The organism is Chryseobacterium amylolyticum (genome assembly GCF_051011775.1).
Classification (GTDB): domain Bacteria; phylum Bacteroidota; class Bacteroidia; order Flavobacteriales; family Weeksellaceae; genus Chryseobacterium.
In genome coordinates this window covers 49,618-75,209 of record NZ_JBPCHX010000003.1, presented here as the reverse complement: position 1 = coordinate 75,209, position 25,592 = coordinate 49,618, and the positions used below count along the sequence as shown (strand labels likewise).

Here is a 25,592-nt window from a genome sequence, read left to right as displayed (position 1 = left end):
CTTAATATTGGGTTCATCGGATAATTAAAAAAAATGTAGTAATTTCATTTTTCTAATGTAAATTATTAATTTGAATTTCTTAAAGACAGGATTACCTATATTATTTTCTTTATTTGTCCTTCAGGTAAAGGCACAGTCAGATACTGTCAATACCAAGTCTTATGCAGACCAGGTAATGATTCGTGTGAATCTTGATACTAATATTGAGAGCTATGTTTTTTCAGCAGGAGAAGGTAAGGATGCGTTCAGGATGGACCTGTCAATCAACAATAAAACGAAAACATCCCTTTCTGTCGATTATAGAATCATAAGTGCGACGGTATCATTTGCGCCCAGGTTTTTAGATGGAAATAATGATGATGAAATGAAAGGAAAAAGTTCTTATACCGATCTAAGCTTCAGATTTTTCCCCGGAAGATTTATCCAGAACGTTTATTATAAAAATGTAAGGGGCTTTTATGTAGAAAATATGAAAGACCTTTCCCCAGGATGGCAGGAAGGACGAGATCCGTACATTCAGTTTCCGGATCTGAGGGTGCAAACCTTTGGCGGTTCAACATCCTATATTCTCAAGGAAAATTTTTCAGCAAGAAGCATCTACACCCAGGGAGAATGGCAGAAGAAAAGCAGTGGCAGCTGGATTCCGTTTGTGGATTATGATCTTACCATTTTCAGAAATACAATTGACGGCGTCAAAAGCAAGGAAATACAGTATAATATCGGAGGAAATATCGGGTATTTCTATAATTGGGTGATTGGAGATAAGGTTAATATTTCACCTTATCTGACCGTCGGGATCGGAGGAAAGTTCTCCAGCTACACGGATATTGAGAACGGAAGTGCTAAAAAAAATGCGCAATATGCAACCATAAGAATGCAGGGAGGCCTTCATATAGGCTATAATACTGACCGGTTTTTATTCGGAGGTAAAATGAATTTTAAAAGCTATGCATACGACCAGAAAGATAACCAGACTGTGGAAAATAATAACCTTTATGGACTGTTATATATAGGCTATCGCTTTGCACCACCGAAAGTTGTAAAAAATACCTACGATAAAATTCAAAAAAAGATTCCCGTTCTATAAGTTCAAAGGTCTTTTAAGTATCTTTGCGATGGAAAATTTAGAAAAACAAAATAAAAAACATCATGTCATTAATAAAATCTATTTCCGGAATTCGCGGAACCATTGGAGGAAGAGTAAATGATAACCTGACACCGCTGGATGTGGTAAAATTCGCATCCGCCTTCGGAACATGGCTTCAGAATAATAAAAACAAAAAAGATCTTACCCTTATCATTGGAAGAGATGCCAGAATTTCTGGACAGATGGTTTCTTCCCTGGTTACTGCTACTTTGCAGGGACTGGGAATAAATGTAATAGATCTTGGTCTTTCTACCACGCCAACTGTTGAAGTAATGGTTCCTGAGCTGAATGCAGACGGAGGAATCATCCTTACTGCTTCCCATAATCCAAAACAATGGAATGCCCTTAAATTATTAAACGAAAAAGGAGAATTCATCAGCGGGGAAAATGGAGCAGAAGTACTGGCTTTGGCAGAAAGTGAAGACTTCAACTATGCAGAAGTAGACGATCTTGGGAAATATGAAACAAGAGATGATGCTTTTGATATTCATATCCAGCAGATTCTGGATCTGCCGATGGTAGATGTGGAAGCAATCAAAGCGAAGAAATTTAAGGTGGTTCTGGATGCTGTGAACTCTACAGGAGGAATCGCGATTCCTATGCTTTTGGATAAATTAGGCTGTGAAACCATCAGATTGTATTGTGAACCAACCGGACACTTTCCACATAATCCTGAACCTTTGAAAGAACATTTGGGAGATATCTGTGAGCTGGTAAAAAAAGAAAATGCAGACTTAGGAGTAGTGGTAGATCCGGATGTAGACCGATTAGCCCTTATTGATGAAAAAGGAGAAATGTTCGGAGAAGAATATACGCTGGTAGCCGTTGCTGATTACTTATTGAAACATAAAAACGGAGTGGCTGTTTCCAACCTTTCTTCAAGCCGAGCTTTGAGAGATGTGGCACATGCACACAACTCAGAATACTTTGCAAGCGCAGTAGGGGAAGTAAATGTAGTTACTCTGATGAAAGAGAAAAACGCAGTGATCGGAGGAGAAGGAAACGGAGGAATTATCTATCCAGATTTACATTACGGAAGAGACTCTTTAGTAGGAGTTGCCCTGTTCCTGACTCATTTAGCCAAAGAAAACAAAACCGTTTCTGAACTAAGAGCAGGCTATCCAAGCTATTTTATGGGTAAAAAGAAAATAGAACTTACGCCGGAGATTGATGTAGACGCTATCTTAAGTAAAATGGAACAGGAATATCAGAATGAAGAAGTTTCTACTGTTGATGGTGTTAAAATAGACTTTGAAAACAATTGGGTTCACCTTAGAAAATCCAATACAGAGCCAATCATCAGAATTTATACTGAAGCTAAATCTCAGGAAGAAGCAGATCAGTTGGGAGATGATATCATTGCAAAAATCAAGAGTTTAATCTAAAAAATATACGAAGAACGGACAATGCGTCCGTTCTTTTTTATATCAGGAATGTTTGAACATATCAAAGACAGGTTTCCTTTCCCCAAAGAAAAATGGAGAAAATTTGTAAGCGGCTTCGAACGTATGGAAGTTCCTGCCAAAACTTTGCTTTTACAGGAAGGGGAGATTTCCTGTAATGCCTATTACATAGAAAAAGGAATGGCAAGAGCCTGGTATAATAATGACGGAAAAGACGTAACATTCCAGTTTTTTCTTGAAAATACGATGTTTTCTTCCCTTGAAAGCTTTAAAAAAGGCTCGCCAAGTATGGTATCGTTCGAGACCATAGAACCTTGTATTTTATATAAAATCAGCAGATCTGATGTGGAAGCTTTCCTGGAAGAAGTTTATGAAAAACCCGAACTCAGAAATCTCTTTATGGATGCTCTTTTTGAAAGAATATTTGATTATATGAAGCATTTCTTTTCATTCATTAAAGACACACCGCAGCAACGATATTTGAATCTGGTAAAGCAAAAACCGGAGATTATCAAAAGAGTCCCCCAGCATTATATTGCCTCCTATCTCGGTATTACCACCGTACATCTCAGCAGGATCAAAAGCAAAATATTGAAAGAAAGACTGGAATAAGCAGGAAGATGGAAGCCGGAAGTTTAAAAAGAAACTGCATAAATTCTGACTCATCTTAAATGCAATGTTCGCAAAGAATAATAGGTATTGTTGAAAATGTTCGCAAAGGCGTTCCTCTCAGTGATGTTAACTGTTATTTGCTGAACGAAGTGCCCTTGCGAACAAATTAATACTTGCTCTTCTATTTCCTGGCGTCCTCTGCGTTTTAATCTATTGCCCGCTTATAAACTTCCAGCCTTCTGCTTCCGGCTTCCTTTCTTAAAATGATAACAAATGTTATCGTTCCATAGCATTCACTCCTCATAATTTTGTTTAAAAATTAAAAGAATGAAAGCAGCAGTAGTATTTGAAAAAGGAAATATTCCTCAATACACCGATTTTCCTGAGCCTGAAGCACAGGAAAATGAAATTATAGTTACAGTGAAAGCCGCGGCTATTAAAAACCTTGACAGAGCCAGAGCTGGTGGAAATCACTATTCAACAGATAATCAGGAACACCAGCCAACAATTATCGGGACAGACGGAGCAGGATATCTGGAAAACGGAAATAAAGTCTATTTTTTCAGTAAAAAAGGAACCGTAGCAGAAAAAGCAGCAGCAGATAAAAAAATGATCATTCCGATTCCTGAAAAACTGGATTTCTCTATAGCAGCTGCATTGCCCAATGCGGTGATGGGCTCTGCAATGGCATTAAAATTCAAGGCGGGATTACGACAGGGTAATACTGTTCTGATCAATGGGGCAACAGGAATTACGGGTAAAATTGCGGTTCAGGTTGCCAGGCTATACGGAGCGGGTAAGATTATCGTTACCGGAAGAAATGAAGAATCGCTTTTAGCTTTACGTGAATTAGGTGCCGATGAGGTGGTTTCTCTCAAACTGGAGGAACATGATTTTAAGCAAAAAATAAAAGAAATTCACAGGGAAAGGCCTATAGATATTATTTTGGATTATATCTGGGGACATTCCGTAGAAATGATATTATCTGCCCTTAAAGGAGATGGCAGCTTTTCCCATAAAACAAGGCTGGTAAACGTAGGAGGAATGAGCGGAGATGCCATTCAGCTGTCTTCACAGGTTCTGCGGGGGACTGATATTCAGATTTCCGGATCGGGATTGGGAAGCTGGACGAAGGAAGAAACAGTACTTTTGTTCTCAGAAATTATTCCCGGAATGTTTCAGGCCGCCGTAGATGGAAAAATAAAAATGGAAACACAGGACATTGATATTAAAAATATCGAAACTGTATGGAACGCTGAGATACAAAGCGGAAAACGCCTGGTCATAAGAATTTAACCCCAATTTCCGTTTTTTTATCCACAATCCTTTTATCGGTTTTCTTTTTTTACTATTTTTATAATAGAAATTTATGAAATGGAAAATTCAAAAAAAAGTTGCAACTTTGCATAAATATTTGAATATCAGTTTCAGATGTATTATTAACTAAACGTTTGCCGAGGTTTGTAAGTAAATTCAGACATCAGGCCGACAAAGAGGACACTATTGGAAGAGTATTTTGGAAATGAACTTGTAAAAAAGTTCGAGGAAATGATGGAAAACAATGACGAATTCTACTTCGATACCGAAGAGCTGGAAGACATTATTGTTTATTATTTGGAGCTTGGTGATTTTAATTACGCAGATATGGCGGTTAATTATGGGCTTAAGCTTCACCCTAATTCGTTGGATATTAAGATCAAAAGACTTGAGATCCTTCTGGAGTGGGAAGAGTATAATACGGCGAAAGAACTTATTGACGAACTGAAAGGTGCTTCTATGGAGAATACAGACTTTTTGGTTTGCTACGCCAAGTATTATTCGAACTTAGGAAATCCCAGAAAATCCATTGAAATCTGCAAAAAAGCTTTGACATTAGAGGAAGAAGAAAACTTTCTCCACAACTTTATTGCGGATGAATATGTGAATCTCGGAGATCCTTTTAACGCTCTTAAGCATTACAGGAAAGCACTGAAAGAAGATCCGGCGGATGAATATGCGCTGGAAAACTGTATGGTATGCTTCAGTGACCTGAATAAGAGTGAGGAGGCAATTGCCTTTCTTAATGAATATTTAGATGAATTCCCTTATTCTGAAACCGCCTGGTTTGAATACGGACAATTCTATTTCAACAGAAAAAATTATGATGAAGCGATAAGAGGGTATGATTATTTATTGGCAATCAACTCCAATTCAGTAGGAGTATATGCTAATAAAGCAGCCTGTTATGAAGCTTTGGGACAATATCAGAAGGCAATCGACACTTATGAAGAAATGCTGGAGCTGGAATATACAAAAGCATTTACCTTCTATAAGATCGGATTATGCAACAAGGCTTTAAAACAGCCTATCCTGGCTTTGAATGCATTCCAGAAATCATTGAGAGAAGACCCTCAGTTTTATCTTGCCATGATGGAACAGTCTTATCTTTATGAAGAAATGGGCGGAATGTCCGAAGCATTGCATTTTGCCAAAGAAGCTACCCAGCTGAATGAAAACAACCTTGATTATCAGAAGAGACTGGCGTTTTTATTCATCGATTCCGGGAAGTTTGAAGAAAGCCTCTCATGTCTTAAAAAGCTGGTAGATGCAGAGCCTTCAAGGTTTTACAACTGGTATGCCTATTCAGAAGTTTTGATGTTGGTAGGAGAATATGAAGATGCGGTGACGGTTTTGAATAAAGCTATTAAAAGGCATCACAGGGCTGAACTGTTTTATCAGTTAAGCAACTGTTATTTCAATCTGAAAGAGCAGGATAAAGGAATGGAATCACTTCAGAAAGCACTGGATCTTGATCCGTCTTTGGTTAAGGATATGCAGAAAAAATATCCTTTCATTAAAGATGAAGTAAAAAAGGTTAAGGCCGGTAAAGTGAAGAAAAAGAACTAGATTTATCTGAAAAATAACAAAAAACCTGCAAAACTGCAGGTTTTTTTATTGATAATTATATTCGTAAAAAAACTTATCTGGTGTACTGCTGTTAGGGTTTCCGTTCGCGTCAAGAGACTGTCTGCTTTCTTCAGATGGATAACCGGCAGTATTAAAAGTTGTTGTATACTTATGCTGAGTTGTTCCGGTGGCTGTTCCCCCTCCGGCTGTGGAGCTGGTAAACTCTCCCTTATAACTGCTTAAGCTGTTTTTTATATTCGAAAATAACATGCTGACACCATCACTGCTCTCATTTCCATTGAATATGATCTTATCAAAACCTTTCACATTTTTAAAAGGATAATTTTTATCCGTGTAAGTATAGGTTTCTTTTTCTGTATAATTAACTGTATTTCCATTTACGGTTCCTGTCCCTGAACCTAGACTGCTTACCATATTTCCGTTGCTGTAGGTAAACACGCTGTTGATGGTCGAAGAACCGGCAGTTCCCGAATTCGTCTGTCTTTTTACATTGATTTCTGTATTACTGGTGTAGGTGTAGGTAAATGAAACAGTGTTTTGTAATGTTCCGGTAGTGGAATATTCCTTAATGACTGCTGACGACATGCGCCCACTGGAATAGCTATACTCAGCAGTACTTTCAAGAACATTATTTTCGTAATTTTTGATACCTGTAATGTAATCGTCAGTATAGGAAAACTCCACTCTCTGACCATGGTTAATGTTATTGATCATGCTGATGATCTTCGTTCCGTTGTAATTGACTTTCATGACAATACCATCTATTGTCATTTTAGTAGGAAGTATCACATTCTGAGCCGAAGGGTCGCTGTTGTCAAAAGAGATGTTGTCTGAATCAGAACAGGATAGGGTAAACAAGGCTATGGAGCCATAAAGTAGAAGTTTTTTCATAGCTATAAGTTAAATCGGCCCAAATATAATTTAATTTATAACATCATATTACTTTTTAGGATTTGTTCTTAAAAATATCAGTCCGCCTATGATGATTCCTGCTCCTGTAAATTGTAAATAAGTCAGCTGTTCGCCATCAATAATCCCCCAGATAATGGCTACAATGGGCATTACCAAAGTTACAGTTGAAGCAAAAAGAGGGCTGGAAACTTTCAGTAAACGGTAATTCATCATCATCGCCAGGCCCGTTCCGAAAATAGATAAAAGGCTGACGAACATCAGCCCCAGCAGATTATCCTTCGAAAAACTGAATTCAGAAAAAAAACCTGTACATGTCAATGCAATAATAGAAGGAAATATCAAAACAAACGAGAAAACAAAAGCAGACAAAACAGTGGAGGAGACTTCCATAAGTTTTGATTTTACAGTTGTTGTACTCAGGGCGTAGCATAAAGTAGCTAATAAAAGCAGAAGAATCGGAATCATTTTAAACTCTCCGCTGTCACCACCTCCAAATGCAAGGATACAGACCCCTGTGAAGCTTATTAACGTTCCGATGATCTGTTTTTTGGTTGTTTCAAACTTCCACACCAGTGCGCCGACAATGATCACGAAAATAGGCATCATGGAATTGATAATCCCTGCAATGCTGCTGCTAATCTCAGTTTCAGCAATCGGAAACAGGAACATTGGAATGAAATTTCCGGTAAAAGCTGCCAGAATCAACCATTTCAGATGTTTTTTAGGGAAAAGCTTATAATTGGAAATGGCAACCGGAAGTAAAATGATCCCGGCAATAAGCACTCGCAAAGACCCTACCTGAAAAGGATTGAAATGTTCCAGTGATTTTTTGATTAAAATAAAGGATGATCCCCAGATAATACTCAGGACAATCAGAAGAACCCATTTTTCTTTATCTGCGTTCATTATTTTCGTGTAAGATTTTTAGAAATTCTTTTTTAGGAATCATTTTTGCCCCTAAGCTTTCAAGGTGCTCTGTATGGGATTGACAATCAATCAATTCAATTGTATTTTTGTTACTTTCTACAAAATGGATAAACCCGGCTTTGGAAGCATTGCTCACCTTGGCAAACATACTTTCTCCACAGAACACATTCCCGATCTGCAATCCGTAAAAACCTCCTACAAGCGCCCCATCCTGCCATACTTCCACGCTTCTGGCCAGCCCATACTCATGAAGCTGGATAAAAGAATCCATCAGCTCATCGGAAAGCCATGTACCTGACTGTCCCTTCCGGGTTGCCTGCTGGCAGTTTCTGATCACCTCCCTGAAATTCTTATTCTCAGAAAAAGTAAAAACATTCCTGTTCAGGATTTTTCTCATGGATTTTGAAACCCTCAATTCTGCAGGAATTAGCACGAATCTTGGATCCGGACACCACCAAAGAATCTCCTCTCCGGGATTGTACCAGGGAAAAATCCCCAATTGATAGGCAAACCAAATACGTTCTACGGAGAGGTCACCTCCAAAGGCAATCACTCCCTCATGACCGTCATACAGTTCAGGGTCTGGAAATGAAATCTCGTTCTCGTCTAATCGGACCATTTTTAGAAAAAAAATCCCACTTCAAAAAGCAGGATTTATATTGATCTTTATTCTTTAATTAAAAAGGCAAATCATCATCGTCATCACCAGCAAACGGATTCTCATTTGAAACTGGAGAAGCAGATTGCTGAGGCATTGCCTGAGTAGGTTCTGAAGCATTATCAAATACTTTCTCTACTCTCCATCCTGTAATAGAGTTGAAATATTTAGTCTCACCCTGAGGAGAAACCCATTCTCTACCTCTGATGTTGATTCCTACTTTTACATTTTCTCCTTCCTTAAGGTTATCTAATAAACTGATTTTATCAGATAAAAATTCTATGTTTATCGGCTGTGGATACTGTTCCTGGGTCAAAATAACCATTTCTCTTTTTTGAAACCCGCTCGCAAATGTTTGAGCATCAAAAAGTTTCTTTACCGTTCCTTGTAATTCCATATCGTAAATATTAACGTTGTAAAAGTAAGAAAATGAAATGTAATAAAAGGTGCCGTGAAAAAAAAATGTGGAAATTTTAATTTTTTTTCCTGAAAAGTTTGGTACTAAAGGAAATTGTCCTATATTTGCACTCACAAAAACGAAGCAAGCTCTTTAAAACTTACAATATAAAAAAACCAGCGGATGTGGTGTAATTGGTAGCCACGCCAGACTTAGGATCTGGTGCCGTGAGGCGTGGGGGTTCGAGTCCCTTCATCCGCACTATGCGAAAATAGCTCAGCTGGTAGAGCACAACCTTGCCAAGGTTGGGGTCGCGGGTTCGAATCCCGTTTTTCGCTCCACACCATGCCCTGGTGGTGGAACTGGTAGACACGCAGGACTTAAAATCCTGTGTCCGCAAGGACGTACGGGTTCAAGTCCCGTCTGGGGTACAAGACCCTCTGTAATATCTTACGGAGGGTTTTTTGTTTTAATAGAGAGTGTTCTTTAAATAAAATTTTTATATTTGTAAGAAATATAGCCTGAATCTGTAAATTCAGATCAGCAAACCAGCGGATGTGGTGTAATTGGTAGCCACGCCAGACTTAGGATCTGGTGCCGTGAGGCGTGGGGGTTCGAGTCCCTTCATCCGCACTATGCGAAAAACTCTTTGGAGTTACCGGAAGATTGGAACTTTTGTTCGAATCTTTTTTTTTCGCCCTTCACCATGCCCTGGTGGTGGAATTGGTAGACACGCAGGACTTAAAATCCTGTGTCCGCAAGGACGTACGGGTTCAAGTCCCGTCTGGGGTACAAGCCCTCCGTATGATAGTACGGAGGGCTTTTCTGTTTTATAATCTTCAAACTTTTTGCAAAGTCCATAAGCTGATGCTTTCTCAGTTGTTGAGCAGATCCGTTTTCTTTTCCAGTTTTTCCAGTCTTTCAAAAATGCTTGTGAAAATATTTTTCTCAGCAGTTGAAACATACCCTACAATCTTATAATATTCCTGATTGTTTATAGACTGATGATCAGTTGCATACTGAAGATTTTTGTTGGTGTACACCAGCAAATTGTTAATGGAGTCCGTTTTCGGATCTGTTTTATTCAGAAATAAAATATCACCGGATTGATATTGAGGAAGTGGAGGTTTTTCAGAAGTAAATTCATAAACGAGATCAACCGATGCTAATATTTTTTGCCATATTGAAGTGTAAAGAGGGGCTTTCTCTGTTTCTACGCTGCTTTGCATCATTAATTCAGGAAAAAGTATATGTTGATCAGTATCAGAAACACTTTTCAGCTGTTTTTCCCGGACAGGTTCAGTCAGCAGTTGATTAAGGGTAAGATTAAAATGATCGGCAACCTTTAGTATAGTTTCAATTTTAGGTTCTGCACGCCCTTCTTCATAAGAACTTATCACACCCCTGTTGAGACCGAACAGATCGGCGAAAGCCTTTTGGCTCAATCCTTTAACCTGTCTTATTTTCTTAATATTAGTTCCGAAAAAGCTCATCCTGTCCAAAATTTTTTGCAAATATAAAAATGCAAAACACCTTATGCTAAATATATTTGCATGAATGCTGTTTCGGATAGAATCAAATTGTTCTGAAAAAAGGAAGATAAGTTCCTTTAAAAAATCTGTACCCATAATATTGTATAGTTCTGTATCTGTATCCAAACTTAAATACTCCATAATTTTGTTTGGCTAAAGAAGAAAATATGGAAACAATGGTTCAACATCAGAAACAGTTTCAATATGTTGAAGCTTATATATCAGACATGCTGGTGCTGAAAAATATTTTTCTGGAAACACAGCATCTGAAGATCGCAGATAAGAATTTCGGACTTCCTTTTCTTTTGGCTAAGAATGGAGGGGAAGTAGTTGCTTTTGCCAGTCTCATCGTAAATGAAAAGAATGAAATTTCCTTTAAAATATATGATAAAAGAAAAATGACTGATGCTGAAAAGCGGAACTTCTTTTCCTGTGCAGAAAGATATTTTAAAAATAATAATACACCTAACTTCAAGGATCCGGAACAATTAAAAAGCAGTATCAGCAGTATGATCAGCTGGCTTAATCCTTAATAAAGATGGGAAAAATTGTACATTTACTTAAAACCCTGATTCTATGTCCAAAGATGTTCTGTACCTTAAAATAGCCAATTCTGTCACAGAGCAGATCAAGAGCGAAACCCTGCAGTTTGGAGACAGGCTGCCTTCGCTGAGAAGCGCCCAAAAGCTATATAATGTAAGCCTGAATACGATAAAACAGGCCTATATGGAGCTTGAAAGCCGTTCTCTGGTAGAATCACGGCCTAAATATGGGTATTATGTAAGCCAGTCTTCCCAACGGAAACTGGCCCTGCCTTCTGTAGCTCAGATGAAACATTCAGAAGGGGAGAATACGCCTCAGGATCTTTTTGACAAGGTATTCGGAACTATTGCCGGTACGGATGTCACACAGTTTGCGTTGGGAATTCCTGGGAAGAGCCTTCTCCCGGTAGCCAAGATGAAGAAATGTATGATTGATGTGGTAAAGAGGAAAAGTGACAGCGGTGTCCATTACGAATCAGTGCAGGGCAGCGAGCAGCTTCGGCGTGAAATTGCCAAATGGTCAATTGTGATGGAGGGAAAAATCACAGAAGATGATCTGGTGATTACTTCAGGGGCGATGAATGGAGTTTATCACGGTCTGATGGCGGTTACGAAACCGGGAGATTGTGTAGCGGTAGAAAGCCCGGTATATTTTGGAATCCTGCAGGCTATCCATCTGTTGGGGCTCAAGGCTGTGGAAATTCCAACCCATCCTATTACAGGGGTTGATCTGGATGCTCTAAAAAAAGTGCTTCCAAAGCTTTCCGCCTGTTGTTTTGTGGTGAATTACAATAATCCGTTAGGGTTCCAGATGCCTGATGAACATAAAAAGGAACTGGTGAAAATGCTTACTGAACAAAATGTGCCCCTTATTGAAGATGATGTCTACGGAAACATCTATTTCGGGGCAGGAAGACCAAAGCCCTGCAAATTTTATGATGAAGCCGGAATTGTGATGTGGGTGGGATCGGTTTCCAAGACCCTTGCTCCCGGTTTCAGGACAGGATGGGTGGCCCCGGGAAAATTTAAAGAAAAAATTATCCGTCAGAAGCTGGTTCAGACGGTTTCCAGCCCGTCGCTATTCTCAGATGTAATTGCGGATTTTCTGGCCCATGGAAGGTATGACCATCATTTGAGAATGTTCCGGAAAAAGCTGTATGCCAATTATCTTCAGATCCAGAAATCGGTAGCCGAATACTTCCCTGACAATACTAAAATCTCAGAACCTAAAGGAGGCTTTATGCTGTGGCTGGAACTGGACAAAAGAATTTGTACCGAAGACCTTTATGATGTGGCTTTTGAGCAGAAAATAAACTTTGCTCCGGGAAGAATGTTTTCACAATATAATCAATACCAGAACTGCATGCGGCTGAATTACGCTTTGGAATGGACCGACAGAGTGGAAAGCGATCTTGAGAAGCTGGGTAAAATGATAAAAAACAGAATTTAATAAACATTACAGCGATGAATGATAACAATAATGAAGTAAAAATCGTAGCGTATAAACCTGAATATAAAGAAGCTTTCAAAGCTTTAAATGAAGAATGGATTAAAACATTCTTTGTCATGGAAGCCGGTGATTATAAACTGCTGGACAATCCTGAAGAGCATATTTTGAATAAAGGAGGACATATTGTTTTTGCTTTGTTAAATGATGAGCCTGTAGGAACCTGCGCATTAGTAAAAACCCAGGATTATCCCCTTACTTTTGAGCTGTCAAAGATGGCGGTGAGTCCAAAGGCCCAAGGGAAAAAGCTTGGATATCTGCTGGGGAAAACTTTGGTGGAAAAAGCGGGAGAATTACATGCAGAAAAAGTCTTTTTAGTAACGAATTCTATACTTGTTCCGGCAATTAAACTCTATGAAAAACTGGGCTTTATCCATACTCCTGTTAGCAATGCCGGATATGATCGTGCAGATGTTCAAATGGAGCTGGTTTTTAACAGATAAGCCATTGTTTCTTGATAAAATATTGATTTTAAAACAATTAATGGTAAGGAGTTCTCATTTTAGGTGAAAATTTTCCGGTTGTACCTTTTTGTCTATCCGAGGAAAATTTCCCTATTTTTGTAAAACTCCTTATTTCATTTATGAAAAAAATTATTCTTATCGAAGACGAGACCAGTGTAGTCTCTTTCATTAAAAAAGGACTTCAGGAAAACGGATATGAAATTTCTGTAGCTTTTGACGGCCGTACAGGAGTGCAGCTGGTGCAGGCTAACGATTTTGACCTGGTCATTTTAGACATCATGCTTCCGGAAATGAACGGACTGGATGTGTGTAAAGAGATAAGAAAAACCAATCAGAGTGTTCCTATTCTGTTTCTGACCGCTTTGGGGACTTCTGAAAATATAGTTCTGGGGCTGGAAAGCGGCGGAGATGACTATCTGGTAAAACCTTTCAAATTTATTGAGCTGGTAGCGCGCGTGAAGTCTTTGCTGAGGAGAAGCAACAACAACGGTCCACAGGAAACCGCTGAACCGGAGCCGGATAACGAACATGTATTTCAGTTTTCGGATCTGACAGTGAATGATTATACGAAGAAAGTAACACGCGGAGGCGAAGAGATTTCACTTACTTCCACAGAATATAAATTACTGCTGTATTTTTTAAATAACCCTGAAAAAGTAATTTCCAGAGCTGAGATTCTTGATGCGGTATGGGGAGTAAACTATGAGCTGGGCACCAATGTAGTGGATGTGTACGTCAACTATTTAAGAAAAAAGCTGGACAATCAGGAAGATAATAAACTGATTCATACCGTGATAGGAATGGGCTATGTATTGAAAAAAGCATAATGAATGTTTAATAAAGTCATTACAAATCAAACCAAAACGATGGTGCTTTTAATGTTGGTTTTTACAGCCATCATTTTGCTGTTCAGTGGTTTGGTGTACTTTTCTATCGTCAATTTTTCACATCAGCGATTCTATGAGCTGCTGAAAATCAGGACAGCAACCATTGTCCAGATTGAAAAAAGTAAAGATCATCTCGATCTTCCGGAAAATTATATTCTCAACAGCCTGAATGATGAGGAGCTTCCGATGGAAAAAGACTATGTTTTTGCGGTTCCCACCGATTCCAATTTCAAAAAAATATCCCAGGAAGTTCATATTCCGGACTATTTCTTTAAAAATATCATTAAAGAAGGTGAATCCAATTATAATGACAAAGAATTTTACTACATCGGGCAGAGTTTCAGGTATGATGATAAGGATTATATAGCGATAGCTTCTGCAAAAAATCACTATGTTGTCTATTATCTCGGGTTTCTGAAAAGAACACTGATTACGTGTATCGTACTTTCCCTGTTCTTCAGTATGATCTTTTCTTTTTATCTGTCTAAAACCTTATTCAGACCTATCTTAAAAATCACAGGAAAGGTAAAGGAAATAAGTTCTGAAAATCTTCATTTAAGACTGGAATCACAACCTGATAATAAAGAGCTTAATGAGCTGGTAGATACCTTCAATGATATGCTCAACCGTATTGAAACTTCCTTTGAAACCCAAAATCACCTCATTGGAAATGTTTCCCACGAGCTGAGAACACCTCTTACTTCTATTATGGGAGAAGCAGATGTTGCGCTATCGATCAGCAGAACAGCCGATGAATACAAAGAAACCCTCGGAATTATTCTGGACGAAGCCGAAAAGCTCGATAAAAAGATCAAAGCTTTGCTAATGATTGCCCAAACCGGATTCGACGGAAAGATCCAGAAAATGGATAAGGTAAGAATTGACCAGCTGCTTTGGGACGTTATTGAAACCCTGCGAAGAATTGATTCCAGAAATAATATCTATCTGGACATCAGCATGCTTCCTGATAATCCGAAAAAACTGAAGGTCCAGGGAAACGAGCAGCTATTACATCTTGCAGTAGCTAATATCATCAGCAATGGCTGTAAATATTCTAATTTCCAGCAGGTTAAAGTTTCTTTGGGAGCCACCAATACCGATGTTTATATCATTGTAAAAGACAATGGTATCGGAATCCCTGAGGAAGAAATGAATAAAATCTATGATCCGTTCTTCAGAGCATCCAATACGAACAACTACGAAGGTTACGGCATCGGGCTTCCGCTGGCCAGAAATATTGTGAGAATGCATCACGGCGAACTGATCGTCAGTTCACACGAAAATCAGGGAACAACCGTACAGATGCGCTTCCCTAATTTCTATAGTATGCAGAAAGAAGAAGAAGTTAAAGGGTAAGCCGGAAACAATAGGTAAAATCGCAAACGGCAAATTTGCGAAAGGCTCTTTTATCTTTTTGCTATTTCACTTTTTCGCCATATTAACTCCTCTTAACAATTTTCTAATCTCATTTTAATCTCTTTAATCACATTTTAATTCCGTTCCAAAGATCTTCTAATACCATCGTTCTAGTTTTGTATCATCAAAAAAGATAAACACAATACAAAATAATAAAGAACATGGCTAAAACAATTTTAATTGCAACAGATTATTCTCTTGAGTCATTGAATATATTGAAAAAGGTACTTAAAGAGAAAGATGCAGCAGAAGATCAGAACCGGTATAATATTCTTCTGACTTCAGGATATGATTCCGGAGATTCTATCAGGGAACTTTTATTCAGCACCAAAACATCGGTTTTCAATAAAATAAGGCCGAAAGAGTTCTGCGATGCCTATGGAATCATCAGTAATAAATACCCCCATCTGATTAATAAAATCATCTGTGACATTTTTACAGGGAGCTTCCAGAGAACATTCAACCAATATGTAAAGGCTGAAAATATTGAAGAGGCTTATTATTCTCCATCTATAAGAAGCAAGGGGAATGGAAAATTTGACCTGATTCCTTACATCAGAAAATGCAAAGAGCTTCAGTCTCATGAAATTACCATTGAAGCAAGAGAAAGGCTCCCGGAAAGAGGCAGGCTGGCAGAGATCTTCGTAGAAGTCTAAAAGTAACAGTAAACACAATTTAAAAAAAATAAAAATGTTAAGAAATTATAGTAACAGCAGGACACTGGGAGACAATATCAGGTTGGGGACGCTGACTGCCTTCACCGCAGGTACTATAAATATTGCTTCCCTGTTGATATTTCTCTCTTTTACATCGAATGTAACGGGACACTATGCTATTCTGGCAGCAGAGATCAGTAAAGGGAACTGGACCCAGGTAGCTGTAGTGGGAGCATGGATCTTCCTGTTCTTCTTTGGAAGCTTTGTATCCAACTTTATTGTCATCAATTTTAATAAGAAAAGCAAATATTTTGCTCATGCCATGCCGATTGTGCTGGAAATCATATGCTTGCTTTTTGTAGGGGTATACGGGCAGTTTTATTATCATAAAACCTTAGAGGAAACAGAATATCTGGTAGCACTGATGCTTTTTGCAACCGGACTGCAAAACGGTTTGACGGCAAGTATTTCTAATTTCTCTGTGAAAACCACCCACCTTACCGGAACAACCACCGACCTGGGAATCCTGGTATCAATGTTTACACAGAAAAAATACAGAAAAAACGGTGAGCTGATCGGCAGGGCTAAACTTCTGATGAGTATTATGCTTGCCTATGTCATGGGAGCTGTATTCTCGGGGCTTACCTATTACTATCTGGAATTCAGGGTGTTTTATGTGATCAGTATATGTCTGCTGATTGTGATCGGTTATGATGCCTATAAAATTCACATCCGTCACTTCAATACAAAATACAGATACAACAGGATCTACAGAAAGCCCAATATTTTTGCCTACCTGTATGAGAAAATCCATGGAGCTCCTAAAAAAGAGAAGAAAAGAAAACTTGTCTTTGAGGATTAAAATATAAAAACACACTATTAATTTTTTGTATAAACTAGCTGTAAGTGCCCTTATTTTATCATAGAATAGGGGCATTTTTCTTAAAAATTAACTTCAATATCTATAATTTGATTGTTTTTTGTCCTGTTTTTTATGGTTGTTCAAATAAAAATTATGGAATCAAATCAATGAACTTGCTAACGCCCTTCATTACAAACATTAAAAAAATCAGTTGGGGATAAATAGGGAAAAATGTTGATAATTAAATATTAAATCACGTTTTTGGTATTTTAATTCCCGTTTTCATTGACTATTTTTGTAAGTTGATTTACGTTTTTATGTCAGATATTATTCAGCTTTTACCGGATCATGTAGCCAACCAGATTGCAGCAGGAGAGGTGGTGCAGAGGCCTGCATCCATCGTGAAGGAACTTTTGGAAAACGCTATTGATGCAGATGCAACGAAAATTGAACTGATCATCAGAGATGCCGGGAAAAACCTTATTCAGGTGGTAGATGATGGAAAAGGAATGTCTGAGACAGATGCCCGTATGGCTTTTGAAAGACATGCAACTTCCAAAATCAAAGGAACAGAAGATATCTTCAGGATTGCCACAAAAGGATTCCGGGGTGAAGCGCTGGCCTCTATTGCAGCGGTTTCACAGGTGGAGCTGAGAACAAAACAGAAAGATACTTCCATTGGAACCAATATTTATATCGAAGGAGGAGTTTTCCAGTTTCAGGATCCTGTTCAGACAGCAGACGGATCAAATTTTTTAGTGAAAAATCTTTTCTACAACGTTCCTGCAAGAAGGAAGTTTTTGAAAAATAACAATATTGAATTCAGACACGTCATTGATGAATTTCAGCGGGTTGCATTGGCTCATGAGAATCTGGAGTTTTCCCTTTTCCATGATGATGAAGCTGTTTTCAGGCTCAGAAAAGGAAGCCAGATGCAGCGTATTGTAGATGTTTTCGGCAGAAAGCTTCAGCCGCTACTGATTCCTATTAAAGAAGATATTATCTGGTGTAAGCTTCATGGATTTGTTGCCAAGCCTGAAGGTGCCAAGAAAGCAAGGGGTGAGCAATTCCTTTTTGTCAATGGAAGATATTTCAGAAGTCCGTACTTTAATAAAGCGGTACAGGAGGCTTTTGAAGGACTTCTGCAGCCCGGATATGTACCTTCGTTTTTCCTTTTCCTGGAGCTGGATCCGGAAAAAATTGATGTAAACATCCATCCGCAGAAAACAGAAGTGAAGTTTGAAGATGAGCATCTCATCTTTGCTTTGCTCCGTTCAACCATCAAAAGATCCCTGGGAATTTACAATGTTTCTCCAAGTCTTGATTTCGACAGAGACCCGGAACTGGATGAAATGATGAATAAACCGATTCCCAGCAAAAGCAACAGCGGCGGAAGCAGCGGCGTTATTAAAATGCCTGAAATTATTGTAGATAAAGATTATAATCCGTTCCTGGAAGAAAAAAATGTAGTACATCCGGAAGAAATCCAGAACCTTACGGAAATGTACCATCAGAATATTACAGCAGAACCTTCAAAAATCAATTTATTTGAAGATGAAGATTTTGATGAAGACCTTATGAGGCTTCCAAACGGCTATTGGCTTTTTAACAAAGGAGATGTGACACTTATGCTTGATCTTGGAAGAATGCACAGGCTATTGGTATCTGAAAGCAATAAATCTGTCAGAAAATCAAGCACAAACAGCCACGCCCTTCTTTTCTCTCTGGAGTATCATATGAATGAGATTGAGAAGACAAAATACAATGCGATTAAAAAATATCTTCCGGAATTAGGGTTTGACATGAAAATTGCTCATGAAAGTGTACTTCGTATAGATTCACTTCCTGAAGGGTTAAAGGAAACCCAGGCGATGAAGTTCCTGGAAAACCTTTTTGAGATCCTGGAATACAAGACAGAAGAGGAATTCATGCAGTATTACCACAACCAATGGAATAAAATGCAGTCGAAGTCAAGATTTGATTTTATTTATAAAAAAGATGCGGAACAGCTTATCAAAGATTTTACAGCATTAGGCTTCCCGGAATTTTTACCGGATGGCAAAAGATGCTTTTATGAAGTTCCGTTTAATGACTTTAAAAACAAATTTTAAAAATTATGTTTAACAATATACCGCCCATTACAAGGAATATTATTATCATCAATGTTGTAATATTTATTTTGACTTACTTCATAGGAAACCAGATGATTGGCTACCTTGCGGGCTTTTATCCTTTCTCACCATTTTTCCATTCATGGCAGATTATTACCCATATGTTCATGCATGGAAGTATCATGCATATTTTATTCAATATGATGACACTCTTTAGTTTTGGGCCAATTCTGGAACAGACATTAGGAGACAAAAAATATTTGCTTTTATATTTTGCAAGTGGCTTAGGTGCATTTTTTCTTTTTAATGCATGGAATTTTGTTGAGGTTCAACAACTTTCCCGTGAACTGGAACAGCTAGGGTTCAATGTGAATGCTTATTTGTCCGGAGCAAGTGTTGAATTTGCAGGAAATACGAGCTCTGTTCTTAAACAGAAAGAATTACTGGAAAGCTTAAAAGCTATTGTTGCTACACCAATGGTAGGCGCTTCCGGAGCAATTTTCGGAGTAGTAGCCGCTTTTGCCACATTATATCCGGATGCAAAAATTGGAATCATGTTTATTCCTGTTCCTATAAAAGTAAAATATCTGTTACCTATTATTGTTGTGATTTCAATATATCTTGGGGTTTCAGGAAACGGCGGAGGCATTGCCCATCTGGCTCACGTAGGGGGTGCTCTGGTAGGATGGCTCTTGGCTCTCAACTGGAAAAAACACCTGTACCGGTTCAATTAAAATAATGTTGTGAAGATTTTCCGACTCATAGTATTGATTATCCACCTGGGAATTTTATTTCTATTGTTGGGTACCTTGTTGAATGCCTATGTACCGCCAAAGATGTTTCCGTGGTTTAATCTGCTTTCTTTAGGGTTTCCGGTACTTATTATCTTGTATCTCATTCTGACCGTATTCTGGGTATTCAGCTGGAAAAAAAGAGCGTTTGTATTTATGTTTGCCGGCTTGGCATTTATAAATCCCGTAAAAAGATGGGTTAATTATTCTGATCAGAAAGGAACACCGGAGATAAAGGTTGTTTCTTTCAATACAAGGGCAGGCAGCAGAGGAAACAAAGAAATTGCACCCTACCTGAAATCTCAGGATGCAGATGTTTTTCTTCTGCAGGAGGATGTAGGTAATGAATATCAGTTTGAAGGTTATCAGAAAGCCAATCCCGGAGGAGGCTTAACCATTCTGACCAGACATAAAATCATTAAGCAGCAGATTATAGATCCAAAGGATGAAGGGGTAAGAATTCCCGGTTTGCTGGCTGATATAGAAATTAATGGCAGGACCTATAGGTTCATTGACGTCTATCTCAACCCTTTTCGCTTTGACAAAGAGATGGTGAAACTTAATGGAAATACCGATACCAACGAACAAAAAATAAAAGATGTTATTAAAAGGCTGATTCCCACCTTTAAAAAGCATCAGGAACAAATTGATCTGATTCATGAAGCTATTGAAAATTCACCTTACCCTGTTATTCTTGCAGGTGATTTCAATTCTGTACCTAATTCTTATGAATATTACCATTTATCAGACGGGCTTGAAGATACGTTTTTAACGGCCGGAAAAGGAAGTGCAACAAGCTTTCATGACTATAAATTTCCTATCAGAATCGACTATATTTTTTCTTCAAAATCTTTAAAGGCAATATCTTACAAAGTTGACCGTTCTGTAAGTATTTCAGATCATTATCCTGTCATGGTAAAATTTTCTTCGGAAAGCAAATAATCATAAAAATAGTTAAAATTTTTATGCTTGGTAGGATTTTTGTTGAAAGAAAACCGTACCAAGACCTTTTTTTCATGAAGTCGAATCAGATATTACTATTTATACATATCGTTGTTGCTGTTTTGCTCTTATGCACATTGGGGAATGCATGGATTCCACCCAATATTCTGGGCAATCTGAATCTTCTGTCTCTTGGTTTTCCTTATCTGATTCTTGCCCATGTGATGCTTACCCTGATCTGGATCTTTAAAAAAGAAAAAATTGCAATAGCTTTTGCTTTAGGTACACTTATCTTCTATAACCCTATCAGAAGATGGATCAACTTTTCCCCAAAAACAGAGAATTTAAAAACAATACGGGATATCAAGGTATTAACTTTTAATGTGAAATACGGAGAATATGGCTGGGATAAAGTAAAAGACTATATCAAGGCGCAGGATGCCGATATTATTCTTGTGCAGGAAAAAGATACAAACCGTGTTATAAAACGTGATCTTATAAAGTATCCGTCAGTCATTCTTAAAACAAAGCATAAAATTGTAAGACAGGCAGAATTAATTGATGAGAAAGCGCGTGGAAATTCATTCTACGCTGATATAGATATCAATGGAAAAGTAGTCAGAATTATTAATGTGTACCTTGAGCCCTTCAGACTTAATAAATCGATGTTTACAAAACTGGATGCATTAGGGCTGGGAAATGTTTCAACATTACTTTCTCATATGACTCCTACATTCCAGGCTCATGAAGATCAGGTGAAAAGAATCAGAAAAATGGTTGACTTGTCGCCGTATCCTGTTATTCTGGCAGGAGATTTTAATTCAGTTCCCAATTCATATGAATATTATAACCTTGGCAAAGACCTTCAGGACGCATTCTTGGTAGCCGGAAAGGGTAGTGCAAGCAGTTTCCATGATTATAAAGTACCTTTGAGAATTGATTATATTTTCAGTTCGAAATCAATCATTCCGCTGAGCTATAAAGTAGATCAGTCTGTGAAATTATCGGATCATTATCCTGTAATTGCAGAATTTCTGTTAAATTAGTTCCATGAAAAATTTACCGGCTGCAATTTTTATTTTTGCCCTCTTTTTTACTGCCTGCTCCAAGAAAGAATCACCGGGATTCGGGGCCGAGCAGGATGTTAAAATAAGTTATGATACTACTGCTGTTGACTCCTTTTCTACGGGTGCTGTTTCAGTGGATATTGCACGCAAAATAAGGATGTCTTCTCCCCAGTATATTGATTCGGTAAAACAGGCTAAAAAACTTCAGGACGAAGAAAATAAAATTAAAGCCGAGCTGGAAAAAGAAAATAAAGCAAAGCTGGAGGAGGAAAAGAAAAAGGCAGAAACAGAAAAGAAGCAGAAGGTAGCGGAAAAACCGGCTGCCCAGGAAACTAAATCAGAATAAATTCAAAAAACATTAAACAAATAAATAATATGAAAAAACAAATTTTCGCTGCAGTAGTGATCTCAGTATTCACGGTAGCATGTACAAAATCAACAACAAAAACGGAACAGGTAGAAAATCCTGACGGATCAGTTACTACTACAACCACTACCACTACAGAAACACCGAACGTTGTGGATACAGCAAAGATTAACAATGCTAAAGAAGATGTAAAGACTAAAGTAGATGCAGCTGGGAATAAAATTGACGAAGCTGCTCAAAAGGCGAAAGATAAAATTGATGCTACTGCAGACAAGACAAAACAGGATCTTAACAAAGCCGGTCAGGACATTAAAGCTGAAGCTGATAAAGTAGGAAAAGATGCAAAAGAAGCTGCCAAAAAAGGAGCTTCGAAAGTTGAGGAAGCTGCCAAAAAAGTGCAGCAAGATCTAAGCAAATAAATAATAAAAAAGCCGTAGTTCAACAGAATTACGGCTTTTTAATATGCAATGAGAGTCAGGACTCGCTTATTTATTCATCTCCAGCAACGGATCGATATATTCTCTGTCATTGCTCAGTCTCGGCACCTTATTCTGGCCGCCAAGCTTTCCTTTAGCCTCCAGCCACTGATAGAAAAGGTTTTCTTTGGCGATATGTACAATAGGCCTTTTCAAAGTCATGTTATTGTACCTTTTTGCCTCATAATCTGAATTAATAGCTTTCAGATGTTTGTCGAAAGCATCTATAAAGTTGTCCAGATTATCCGGATGCTGGCTGAATTCAAAGATCCACTCGTGGGCACCGCCTTCATTTCCTTTCATAAAGACAGGAGCTCCTGTGAAATCGGTGATTTGTGCACCTGTAGCTTCACAGGCTTTGGAAAGAGCAGATTCTACATTGGTAATCATGAGTTCCTCGCCAAAAGCATTGATGTAGTGCTTTGTTCTTCCTGTTATTTTTATTCTGAAAGGATTGGTTGAGGTAAAGACAACAGTGTCACCAATCAGGTATCTCCAGAGCCCTCCGTTGGTTGTAATGACCATGGCATAATTTTTCCCTACTTCCACATCTTCCAGGCTTACGACCTTTGGATTTGAAAAATGGAACTGGTCCATCGGGATAAATTCATAAAATATACCATAATCCAGCATCAGAAGCATCTCATCACTGTCTGATCTGTCCTGGATCCCAAAGAACCCTTCGGAAGCATTGTAAATTTCGTAGTAATTGATGTTTTTTCCGATGATCTGTCTGTATTGCTCTCTGTAGGGCTTAAAGCTGATTCCACCGTGAAAAAACACCTCCAGATTAGGCCATAGCTCGGAAATGCTTCCTACATTGGTTTCCTTCAGTACTCTTTGCAAAAGAACCATCATCCAGCTTGGTACGCCAAGGATACTTCCAACGTCCTCATTTTTTACCTCAGAAGTGATTGCTTTCAGCTTACTTTCCCATTCTCCCATCAGAGAAACCTTCTTGCTGGGAGTTGTGGTAATCTCTACCCAGAACGGAAGGTTATCAATTAAAATAGCCGATAAATCTCCAAATTTGGTGTTGAAATCTGCATACAGTTCAGAGCTGCCGCCTAAACGTAAATTTTTATAGTTAAAAAGCTGGTTTTCCGGATGATTGTTGGCATACATGGAAACCATGTCCTTTCCTGCCTTCATGTGGCAGTACTCAAGGCTTTCAGCAGAGATAGGGATAAACTTGCTCCTGGCATTGGTAGTGCCGGATGATTTGGCAAAATGCTTGATGAGGCCTGGCCAGCTTACGTCCTTATGCCCTTGTCTTGCTTTTTCAATATAAGGCTCCATTTCCTCATAAGTGACAATGGGAACTTTATTTTTAAAATCCTGATAGCTTGATATAGAATTGAATCCGTATAATTTACCATATTCCGTGTCCTCTGCATGAAACAGCTGGGAGAAGAGTATCCCTTTTTGTGTTTCAATGGGATGGTCCATGAAATTCTGTATCTGATCAATCCTTTGACGGATAAACCAGTTGACTACGGTGTTGAAAAGTGCTTTGGTTGCCATTCCAACAAATATAATGATATTTGAATTTTCAGAAAATTTTTTACGTGATTAAATAAAAAAACCGTTACAAAATTTGTAACGGTTTGATATTTAGTTGATTGTTTGTTAGCAGTACTCATCGTATGCAGCCTGAAGGTTAGCAGCAATAGCACCTGCAGGGTTTCCTTCAATGTGGTGTCTTTCCAGCATGTGAACCAATTCACCATCTTTGAAAAGCGCTACACATGGAGAACTTGGAGGGAATGGTGCAAGGTGTTTTCTTGCTTCTACCACCGCCTCAGTATCATATCCTGCGAATACGGTTGTTAAATGATCTGGTTTTTTATCTCCTGTTAAAGAGTATACTACTCCTGGTCTTGCCGCACCTGCCGCACAGCCACATACGGAGTTGATTACCAATAATGTGGTTCCGGATTGCTTCAAAGCTTCTTCTACCTGAGCCGGAGTTGTTAAATCCTGGAAACCTTTATCTGTAAGCTCTGCCTTCATAGGCATTACTAAATCTGTTGGATACATATATTTTGTTTTTTATCTGTACAAAGTTAAGCAATTCTTTGCGTTTGTTCAATATATAAAAACTATCAATCGTTTAGTCATATAAAATTAATAGAATATTAATAATGTAATAATATTCAAAAAAAAGTGAATTAAGATTAGGAATAATGAAATATTATTATTAAATTTGAAATGATTCTGAAAAACAAACGACCGTGAAAAAACATTTACAAGCTTTCCCTCAAGCAATCAACAACTTAAACACTGTCTGAAATATGGTAGTATTTTGACGCTTTTTTCAGTTTAGAATCCAACTGACTGATAAACTTTAATATCCAAAGAAATGAAGCCCTGAACCGAACAGTTCAGGGCTTCTTTAATCAAATCGATATGCAAAGGTTGTATATCCTATAGTTATGGTGTGAACTGTGCTGTTTGGTTTCAGAATGACTCTGAATCAAACGCGCAGATCACGGTTTAAGAAAGGAGCTTTTTAGCCATCTCGGAAATACTTTTTCCGTCAGATTTTCCGGCTAGCGTTTTTGACGCCACTCCCATTACCTTCCCTAAATCTTTAACAGATTCAGCTCCGGTTTCAGAAATAATGTTTTTCATTTCTGTTTCCAGCTCCTCAGCAGAAAGCTGTTTTGGTAAAAACTGCTCAATAACTTTCATTTGAGCATCTTCTACTTCAGCAAGGTCATTTCTTCCCTGTGCCGTAAACTGGTCATAAGAATCCTTACGTTGTTTTACCATTCTCTGGAGAATAGCAATTTCCTGTTCTGCTGTTACTTCAGCCCCTACAGCCTCAGTTTTAAGCAGTAATATCTGAGATTTTACAGCACGCAGAGAATCTAAAGCCACTTTGTCTTTAGCTCTCATTGCTGTTTTTATAGCTTCGTTTATTGTATTTTCTAAACTCATGGTTTCAAATTTAACAATGTATCAATGTAGCAGTTTACCAATGATTGATTAATACATACTGTTACA

At 38.2% G+C, this 25,592-nt stretch carries 26 protein-coding genes and 5 tRNA genes; 23 read left to right on the top strand and 8 right to left on the bottom strand.

What is annotated here, in order from left to right; all coding sequences use genetic code 11:
• The first annotated feature begins 70 nt into the window (after positions 1-70).
• The 5 genes from ACR1PO_RS09030 (at position 71) to ACR1PO_RS09010 (ending at position 6,048) form a co-directional block, all read left to right on the top strand.
• Complete coding sequence (locus tag ACR1PO_RS09030; protein ID WP_332388799.1) at positions 71-1,087, top strand: DUF4421 family protein; 1,017 nt, start codon at positions 71-73, stop codon at positions 1,085-1,087.
• A 62-nt stretch (positions 1,088-1,149) separates the two neighbouring features.
• The gene (glmM, locus tag ACR1PO_RS09025; RefSeq protein ID WP_332388800.1) at positions 1,150-2,532 is read left to right on the top strand and encodes a phosphoglucosamine mutase; all 1,383 of its coding nucleotides are present in this window, start codon (positions 1,150-1,152) and stop codon (positions 2,530-2,532) included.
• A 21-nt stretch (positions 2,533-2,553) separates the two neighbouring features.
• Positions 2,554-3,162, top strand: coding sequence for a Crp/Fnr family transcriptional regulator (locus ACR1PO_RS09020; RefSeq protein ID WP_433986552.1), 609 nt, complete (start codon positions 2,554-2,556; stop codon positions 3,160-3,162).
• A 327-nt stretch (positions 3,163-3,489) separates the two neighbouring features.
• On the top strand, positions 3,490-4,458 hold the full coding sequence (locus ACR1PO_RS09015; RefSeq protein ID WP_433986551.1) for a quinone oxidoreductase family protein: 969 nt from the start codon (positions 3,490-3,492) through the stop codon (positions 4,456-4,458).
• Positions 4,459-4,665: 207 nt separating this feature from the next.
• Positions 4,666-6,048, top strand: a complete 1,383-nt coding sequence (locus ACR1PO_RS09010) for a tetratricopeptide repeat protein (protein WP_332388804.1) — start codon at positions 4,666-4,668, stop codon at positions 6,046-6,048.
• Between the two features lie 45 nt (positions 6,049-6,093).
• Here the strand turns inward: ACR1PO_RS09010 and ACR1PO_RS09005 are convergent, their stop codons facing one another.
• The 4 genes from ACR1PO_RS09005 to ACR1PO_RS08990 are packed head-to-tail and all read right to left on the bottom strand — an operon-like array spanning position 6,094 to position 8,963.
• Complete coding sequence (locus ACR1PO_RS09005; protein ID WP_433986550.1) at positions 6,094-6,960, bottom strand: hypothetical protein; 867 nt, start codon at positions 6,958-6,960, stop codon at positions 6,094-6,096.
• A gap of 48 nt (positions 6,961-7,008) precedes the next feature.
• On the bottom strand, positions 7,009-7,887 hold the full coding sequence (locus tag ACR1PO_RS09000) for a DMT family transporter (protein ID WP_433986549.1): 879 nt from the start codon (positions 7,885-7,887) through the stop codon (positions 7,009-7,011).
• Positions 7,874-8,527: a leucyl/phenylalanyl-tRNA--protein transferase gene (gene aat / locus ACR1PO_RS08995; protein ID WP_332388807.1), complete on the bottom strand. Its 654-nt coding sequence runs from the start codon at positions 8,525-8,527 to the stop codon at positions 7,874-7,876. The genes ACR1PO_RS09000 and aat overlap by 14 nt, the downstream gene beginning before the upstream one ends.
• 58 nt (positions 8,528-8,585) lie before the next feature.
• Entirely contained in the window at positions 8,586-8,963 is a 378-nt protein-coding gene (locus ACR1PO_RS08990; RefSeq protein WP_041461994.1) for a DUF3127 domain-containing protein, read from the bottom strand.
• 179 nt (positions 8,964-9,142) lie between these two features.
• Here ACR1PO_RS08990 and ACR1PO_RS08985 point away from each other — a divergent pair.
• The 5 genes from ACR1PO_RS08985 to ACR1PO_RS08965 all read left to right on the top strand — a co-directional run bounded on the left by ACR1PO_RS08985 (position 9,143) and on the right by ACR1PO_RS08965 (position 9,755).
• Positions 9,143-9,224, top strand: a tRNA-Leu gene (locus ACR1PO_RS08985).
• A gap of 4 nt (positions 9,225-9,228) precedes the next feature.
• Positions 9,229-9,304 (top strand) — tRNA-Gly (locus ACR1PO_RS08980).
• Positions 9,305-9,310: 6 nt separating this feature from the next.
• Positions 9,311-9,394 (top strand) — tRNA-Leu (locus ACR1PO_RS08975).
• 120 nt (positions 9,395-9,514) lie between these two features.
• A tRNA-Leu gene (locus ACR1PO_RS08970) sits at positions 9,515-9,596 on the top strand.
• A 75-nt stretch (positions 9,597-9,671) separates the two neighbouring features.
• A tRNA-Leu gene (locus tag ACR1PO_RS08965) sits at positions 9,672-9,755 on the top strand.
• Between the two features lie 83 nt (positions 9,756-9,838).
• Here the strand turns inward: ACR1PO_RS08965 and ACR1PO_RS08960 are convergent.
• Positions 9,839-10,456: a helix-turn-helix domain-containing protein gene (locus tag ACR1PO_RS08960; RefSeq protein ID WP_433986548.1), complete on the bottom strand. Its 618-nt coding sequence runs from the start codon at positions 10,454-10,456 to the stop codon at positions 9,839-9,841.
• A gap of 206 nt (positions 10,457-10,662) precedes the next feature.
• Between ACR1PO_RS08960 and ACR1PO_RS08955 the strand changes: the two genes are divergently transcribed.
• From ACR1PO_RS08955 to ACR1PO_RS08895, 13 genes are all read left to right on the top strand, one after another.
• Complete coding sequence (locus ACR1PO_RS08955; RefSeq protein ID WP_332388810.1) at positions 10,663-11,028, top strand: hypothetical protein; 366 nt, start codon at positions 10,663-10,665, stop codon at positions 11,026-11,028.
• Between the two features lie 43 nt (positions 11,029-11,071).
• Positions 11,072-12,487, top strand: a complete 1,416-nt coding sequence (locus ACR1PO_RS08950; protein WP_433986547.1) for an aminotransferase-like domain-containing protein — start codon at positions 11,072-11,074, stop codon at positions 12,485-12,487.
• Positions 12,488-12,501: 14 nt separating this feature from the next.
• Entirely contained in the window at positions 12,502-12,987 is a 486-nt protein-coding gene (locus tag ACR1PO_RS08945; protein WP_433986546.1) for a GNAT family N-acetyltransferase, read from the top strand.
• A gap of 140 nt (positions 12,988-13,127) precedes the next feature.
• On the top strand, positions 13,128-13,835 hold the full coding sequence (locus ACR1PO_RS08940; RefSeq protein WP_332388814.1) for a response regulator transcription factor: 708 nt from the start codon (positions 13,128-13,130) through the stop codon (positions 13,833-13,835).
• A gap of 3 nt (positions 13,836-13,838) precedes the next feature.
• The gene (locus ACR1PO_RS08935) at positions 13,839-15,251 is read left to right on the top strand and encodes a sensor histidine kinase (protein ID WP_433986545.1); all 1,413 of its coding nucleotides are present in this window, start codon (positions 13,839-13,841) and stop codon (positions 15,249-15,251) included.
• 221 nt (positions 15,252-15,472) lie between these two features.
• The gene (locus ACR1PO_RS08930; RefSeq protein ID WP_332388817.1) at positions 15,473-15,967 is read left to right on the top strand and encodes a hypothetical protein; all 495 of its coding nucleotides are present in this window, start codon (positions 15,473-15,475) and stop codon (positions 15,965-15,967) included.
• Positions 15,968-16,001: 34 nt separating this feature from the next.
• A complete protein-coding gene (locus ACR1PO_RS08925) occupies positions 16,002-16,829 on the top strand; it encodes a YoaK family protein (RefSeq protein WP_433986544.1) in 828 nt (275 codons plus the stop codon).
• A gap of 317 nt (positions 16,830-17,146) precedes the next feature.
• Positions 17,147-18,940 (top strand): DNA mismatch repair endonuclease MutL, encoded by a 1,794-nt coding sequence (mutL, locus tag ACR1PO_RS08920; RefSeq protein ID WP_433986543.1) that lies wholly within the window; start codon positions 17,147-17,149, stop codon positions 18,938-18,940.
• 5 nt (positions 18,941-18,945) lie between these two features.
• Complete coding sequence (locus ACR1PO_RS08915; RefSeq protein WP_433986542.1) at positions 18,946-19,674, top strand: rhomboid family intramembrane serine protease; 729 nt, start codon at positions 18,946-18,948, stop codon at positions 19,672-19,674.
• A 9-nt stretch (positions 19,675-19,683) separates the two neighbouring features.
• On the top strand, positions 19,684-20,673 hold the full coding sequence (locus ACR1PO_RS08910) for an endonuclease/exonuclease/phosphatase family protein (protein ID WP_433986541.1): 990 nt from the start codon (positions 19,684-19,686) through the stop codon (positions 20,671-20,673).
• Between the two features lie 74 nt (positions 20,674-20,747).
• Positions 20,748-21,719 carry an endonuclease/exonuclease/phosphatase family protein gene (locus ACR1PO_RS08905; protein ID WP_433986540.1) on the top strand — a complete coding sequence of 324 codons (972 nt, stop codon included), beginning with the start codon at positions 20,748-20,750 and terminating at the stop codon, positions 21,717-21,719.
• Between the two features lie 4 nt (positions 21,720-21,723).
• Positions 21,724-22,086: a hypothetical protein gene (locus ACR1PO_RS08900; protein WP_433986539.1), complete on the top strand. Its 363-nt coding sequence runs from the start codon at positions 21,724-21,726 to the stop codon at positions 22,084-22,086.
• 29 nt (positions 22,087-22,115) lie between these two features.
• Positions 22,116-22,526 carry a hypothetical protein gene (locus ACR1PO_RS08895; RefSeq protein ID WP_332388823.1) on the top strand — a complete coding sequence of 137 codons (411 nt, stop codon included), beginning with the start codon at positions 22,116-22,118 and terminating at the stop codon, positions 22,524-22,526.
• Between the two features lie 66 nt (positions 22,527-22,592).
• Here ACR1PO_RS08895 and ACR1PO_RS08890 read toward each other — a convergent pair whose 3' ends face one another.
• The 3 genes from ACR1PO_RS08890 to ACR1PO_RS08880 all read right to left on the bottom strand — a co-directional run bounded on the left by ACR1PO_RS08890 (position 22,593) and on the right by ACR1PO_RS08880 (position 25,526).
• On the bottom strand, positions 22,593-24,107 hold the full coding sequence (locus ACR1PO_RS08890) for a GH3 auxin-responsive promoter family protein (RefSeq protein ID WP_332388824.1): 1,515 nt from the start codon (positions 24,105-24,107) through the stop codon (positions 22,593-22,595).
• 105 nt (positions 24,108-24,212) lie between these two features.
• Entirely contained in the window at positions 24,213-24,623 is a 411-nt protein-coding gene (locus ACR1PO_RS08885; protein ID WP_002981903.1) for a BrxA/BrxB family bacilliredoxin, read from the bottom strand.
• Between the two features lie 456 nt (positions 24,624-25,079).
• Entirely contained in the window at positions 25,080-25,526 is a 447-nt protein-coding gene (locus ACR1PO_RS08880) for a GatB/YqeY domain-containing protein (RefSeq protein WP_332388825.1), read from the bottom strand.
• Positions 25,527-25,592: the final 66 nt, after the last annotated feature.